The organism is Promineifilum sp. (SeqCode) (assembly GCF_041918635.1).
GTDB lineage: Bacteria > Chloroflexota > Anaerolineae > Promineifilales > Promineifilaceae > Promineifilum.
The window spans coordinates 1-3,937 of record NZ_JAYRVJ010000566.1 but is presented as its reverse complement, the minus strand read 5'-3'; the positions used below and the strand labels follow the sequence as shown (position 1 = coordinate 3,937).

Sequence of the window (3,937 nt, the reverse complement as noted above, 5' to 3'; positions counted from 1 at the left end):
GGTCATGGTCTTCCCCGCCACGGGTGGGGCGACCGGCGGCGAGCTGACCGGCACGCTGACGGGCACGGTGGCCTATCTGGAGCGTATCGCCCTCGACCCGGCGGCGGTGATCGAGGTGGAGTTGCAGGACGCCACCGGCGGCGCGCCGGCGGTCATCACCTCGACGCAGGTCAACGCCGAAGGGCGGCAGGTTCCCATCCCGTTCGAGCTGGCCTATGACCCGGCGGCCATCAACCCGGCCGGGACGTACCTGCTCTATGCGCGCATCCTGGTCAACGGCGCGGCGACGTTCGCCAGCCAGACGGGCGTGCCGGTGCTGACCGCCGGCGCGCCGACGGGCAACGTCGAGGTCATCGTCAGCCCGGCCGCGGCCGCGGGCGCGGGCGGAACCATCCGCGGCTCGGTGACGACGCCGCAAGCGCCGGCCGCGCTGGAGGCGGGCGCGGTGCTCCAGGTGGAACTGCGCGAGCCGATGCTGGCCGACGCGCCGGCCACGGCCATCGTCGAGATGCCGCTGGACGGCATGGGCTTCCCCATCTCGTTCGAACTGCCCTATGACCCGGCGCTCATCGCCGGCGACCGGGCCTACGTGGTGGCGGCGCGCATCCTGTCGGGCAACCGGCTGCTCTACGCCACGCTGGCCCCCGTGCCGGTGCTGACGGCCGGCGCGCCGGCCAGCGACATCGTCGTGCCGGTGACCGCCGTGCCCGACCCGGCGGGCGGCGTGCTGCGCTTCACCGTGGCCGGCGACGCGCCGATGACCTGGCCGGCCGATTCCGGAGCGTACCTCGGCGTAGAGATTCGCGAGCCGATGCTGGCCGACGCGCCGGCCACCGCCTTCGCCCAAATCCCGCTGGCCGGGCTGACGCTGCCGGTGTCGTTCGAGTTGGGCTATGACGCGGCCAAGATTGACCCGGCGCGGGCCTACATCTTCGACGCGCGCATCATCGACAACAACCAGTTGACCTACGCCTCCGACGGCCAGGGCACGCCCGTGCTGACCCAGGGCGCGCCGGCCAACGACGTGACGCTGACGCTGACCCACCAGGTCATCGGCGACGCGCCGCCGGCCGGGGCGATCACCGGCACGATCACCAGCGACCAGGCGGCCCAGCTCGACCCCGCGGCGGCCTACTACGTGGACTTGCGCGAGGCGGGCACGACGGGCGACCCCATCGTGACCATTTCGGCCGCGCTGGCCGGGCAGCAGTTCCCCATCCCGTTCGAGATTCCCTTCGACTCGGCGAGCATCGACCCGGCCAAGAGCTACGTCATCGGGGCGCGCATCCTGTTGGGCGAGCAGGTGCTCTACGCCTCTCAGGTCGGCGTGCCGGTGCTGACCCAGGGCGCGCCGACGACGGATGTGGTGGTGAACATCCCGGCGGTGCAGTAAGAAGAATGGGACGCAGATGACGCTGATTTGGCGCTGATTTTCTCGGATAGGAGCCTGCTTTCTTATCCGCGAAAATCAGCGCCCCAATCAGCGTCATCAGCGTGCCATTCTGGCAGTGTGATACAATCCACTCAGATGGGTTTCCTATCGGGAGATGTGAAATGGTCACGTTAGAACTACATGACCGCGCGCTTGAGAAAAAGCTATCCGACCTCCTGCGCGACCAATTCGGCGGCGACGCGGACAAGATGGTACAGCAATTGCTGGAAAGCTACGCTGCGGCGCTGGAGCGGTTGCGGTTCAGCGGCATTCTGACTTGGGAAACGGACGCGCTGGCCTATCAGAAGGAGTTGCGCGGTGAGTGGCAGTAGGGCGCTGCTCGACACGAACGCGCTCATCTACTTCTTTGAGGGGCGAGAGAAGATCACGCAGTTGGTAGCCCGCACACCGGAGCTTTTCTATGCCTCGATCACCGAGATCGAGTTGCTGTCTTCGCCCCGCTTAACGGCGGAGATCGCCGCGCAGATTCGCGCGTTCCTGGCGCTTTGCCGGAGGATCGAGCTTTCAGATGAGGTCATCGAGCGGGCCATTGAAATTCGTCGCGACCATCGTCTGAAAGTGCCTGATGCGGTCATTGCGGCATCGGCATTAGCCATGGATCTTCCCTTAGTCTCGGCCGATACTACCTTCCAAAGAGTTCGCTCTCTAGGCCTAACAAGTGACATCGTTTAGTTAGAGTTAGTAACAGCGCATGGGGATTGTGTACTCAATATAGCAGCCAATGAAGATCACTTATGATGCCGAAGTGGACGCGCTCTACATCCAGTTCATTGACGCCACCGTGACGACCGAGCTACTGGCCGAAGGCATCGCCGCTGATTACGATGAAGAAGGCCGCCTGGCAGGGATCGAAATCCTCGATGCGTTGGAGCGATTTCGCGATCCGCGCGTACTACGTCAGGTTATTCTTGAGGACGTCGGTTTAAGTCGCGGTTAAGCACCCTCAGATTCTAAACCCACTCCCCCGCCCGCATCAACGCCTCGGCCGTCCCATCTTCCATCAGCCCATCCACGTCCATCTGCGGCGAGCCGATCATGAAATCGACGTGGGTGTTGCTGGTGTTGCCGCCGCGGCCGGCGAAGGCGTCGTCGTCCAGTTCCTCACAGTTGGCGATGCAGTTGCGGTAGGCGCGGCCCAGGGCGACGTGGCTGGCGGCGTTCTCGTCGTAGAGCGTATTATAGAAGAGAATGCCCAGTTTCGAGATGGGCGAGCTGGCCGGAACCAGGGCCACTTCGCCCAGCCGGGCCGACCCCTCATCCGTCTCCACCAGCGAGCGCAGCAGCGCCTCCCCCTTCTCGGCGCGCAACGCCACCACGCGCCCGCCCTCAAAGGTCAGGCTGAAGTTCTCCACCAGGTTGCCGCCATAGCTCAGGGGCATGCTGGCCGTCACCACGCCATCGACGCGGTTGCGGTGGGGGGCGGTGAAGACCTCCTCGGTCGGCACGTTGGCGATGTTGGTGATGCCGTTGCCCGTCGGGGCCGCGCCGCCCAGCCAGCGGTGGTTGTCGGGCAGGCCGACGGTCAGATCGGTTCCGGGGCCGCGGAAGTGGAGGGCGTGATACTGCTTGTCGTTCAGATAGGCCGTGCGCGCTGCCAGATCATCCACGTGGGCCTGCCACGCGGCGACGGGATCGGGCGCGTCGAGCCGCACGGTCTTGAAGATGGCGTCCCAGAGGCGCTTTTGCTGCTCATCGGGCGACGAGTCGGGAAAGACGCGCGCCGCCCAGCCCGGTGTGGCGTAGCCAACGACGCACCAGTTGACGGCGTCGCCGCTGATGAGCCGGGAGAGGGGGGCGTAGAGCCGCCCCTCGGTACGCTGGACGGTCGCCAGCCGCGCCGGGTCAACGTCTTTCAGCAGATCGGGGTCTACGCCGCCGATCGACAGATAGGCATGGCCGTTCTCGGCGTACTCCAGCCCGGCCTGCAGCGGCCAGGTGGAGTGTTCGGTGAAGGAGTCGTCCGGGGCGTGGGTGAAGCGGACGAGGGCCATCTGCGGGTCGTTCCACAGGGCTTCCACCAGGCGCGCGCCGCCATCGTAGGCGTGGGCGGCCACGCGGCGGACGAGCGGCGCGGACTCCAGGGGAGCGCGGATGATGAGGCGCTGGCCGGCGCGCAGGTTCAGGCCAACCTTGATGATCAGTTCGGCATAGGCGTCGAGGGCGCGGTCAAATTCGGGGGTCATGGGTCTCTCCTACAAGTGAGTTCAGCAGGAGAGTAGCCGAGTTTTGCATTTGAGGAAAGGAGAGCTCACGCAAAGAACGCCAAGATTGCCAAGGACGCAAAGAAGAACAAGAGAAGCTTGGCGTTCTTATCATTCTTGGCGCTCTTGGCGTGAGCTCTTTCCTCCCTTAAGTGAGACCGTACCGCCGCGCCAGTTCGGCCGCCTGCGTGCGGTTCTCGGCCTGGAGCTTGCTCAGGATGTTGGAGACGTGGTTCTTCACCGTCCCCTCGCTGATGACCAGCCGCTCGGCGATCTCCCGGTT

The 3,937-nt window shown here is 65.5% G+C and carries 6 protein-coding genes; 4 read left to right on the top strand and 2 right to left on the bottom strand.

Annotated elements, in window-relative coordinates; genetic code table 11:
- The 4 genes from ACE3UY_RS16895 to ACE3UY_RS16880 all read left to right on the top strand — a co-directional run.
- Window positions 1-1,393: YbaY family lipoprotein (locus tag ACE3UY_RS16895; protein ID WP_374688660.1), on the top strand; the 1,393-nt coding region annotated here is incomplete at its 5' end.
- 161 nt (window positions 1,394-1,554) lie between these two features.
- Window positions 1,555-1,764 carry a hypothetical protein gene (locus ACE3UY_RS16890; protein WP_374688659.1) on the top strand — a complete coding sequence of 70 codons (210 nt, stop codon included), beginning with the start codon at window positions 1,555-1,557 and terminating at the stop codon, window positions 1,762-1,764.
- Window positions 1,751-2,125 carry a type II toxin-antitoxin system VapC family toxin gene (locus ACE3UY_RS16885; RefSeq protein WP_374688658.1) on the top strand — a complete coding sequence of 125 codons (375 nt, stop codon included), beginning with the start codon at window positions 1,751-1,753 and terminating at the stop codon, window positions 2,123-2,125. The genes ACE3UY_RS16890 and ACE3UY_RS16885 overlap by 14 nt, the downstream gene beginning before the upstream one ends.
- Before the next feature lie 49 nt (window positions 2,126-2,174).
- The gene (locus ACE3UY_RS16880; RefSeq protein WP_374688657.1) at window positions 2,175-2,390 is read left to right on the top strand and encodes a DUF2283 domain-containing protein; all 216 of its coding nucleotides are present in this window, start codon (window positions 2,175-2,177) and stop codon (window positions 2,388-2,390) included.
- Window positions 2,391-2,403: 13 nt separating this feature from the next.
- On the opposite strand, the gene ACE3UY_RS16875 is transcribed toward ACE3UY_RS16880, so the two are convergent.
- Window positions 2,404-3,636, bottom strand: a complete 1,233-nt coding sequence (locus ACE3UY_RS16875) for an aminopeptidase (protein ID WP_374688656.1) — start codon at window positions 3,634-3,636, stop codon at window positions 2,404-2,406.
- A gap of 166 nt (window positions 3,637-3,802) precedes the next feature.
- Window positions 3,803-3,937, bottom strand: a 135-nt coding sequence (locus ACE3UY_RS16870; protein ID WP_374688661.1) for a response regulator transcription factor, incomplete at its 5' end; no start/stop codon positions are given.

Excerpts from the sequence above, each read along its gene's own strand:
- ACE3UY_RS16880 (WP_374688657.1), top strand. The coding sequence starts at position 2,175 with ATGAAGATCACTTATGATGCCGAAGTGGACGCGCTCTACATCCAGTTC.
- ACE3UY_RS16875 (WP_374688656.1), bottom strand. The coding sequence starts at position 3,636 with ATGACCCCCGAATTTGACCGCGCCCTCGACGCCTATGCCGAACTGATC.
- ACE3UY_RS16890 (WP_374688659.1), top strand. The coding sequence starts at position 1,555 with ATGGTCACGTTAGAACTACATGACCGCGCGCTTGAGAAAAAGCTATCC.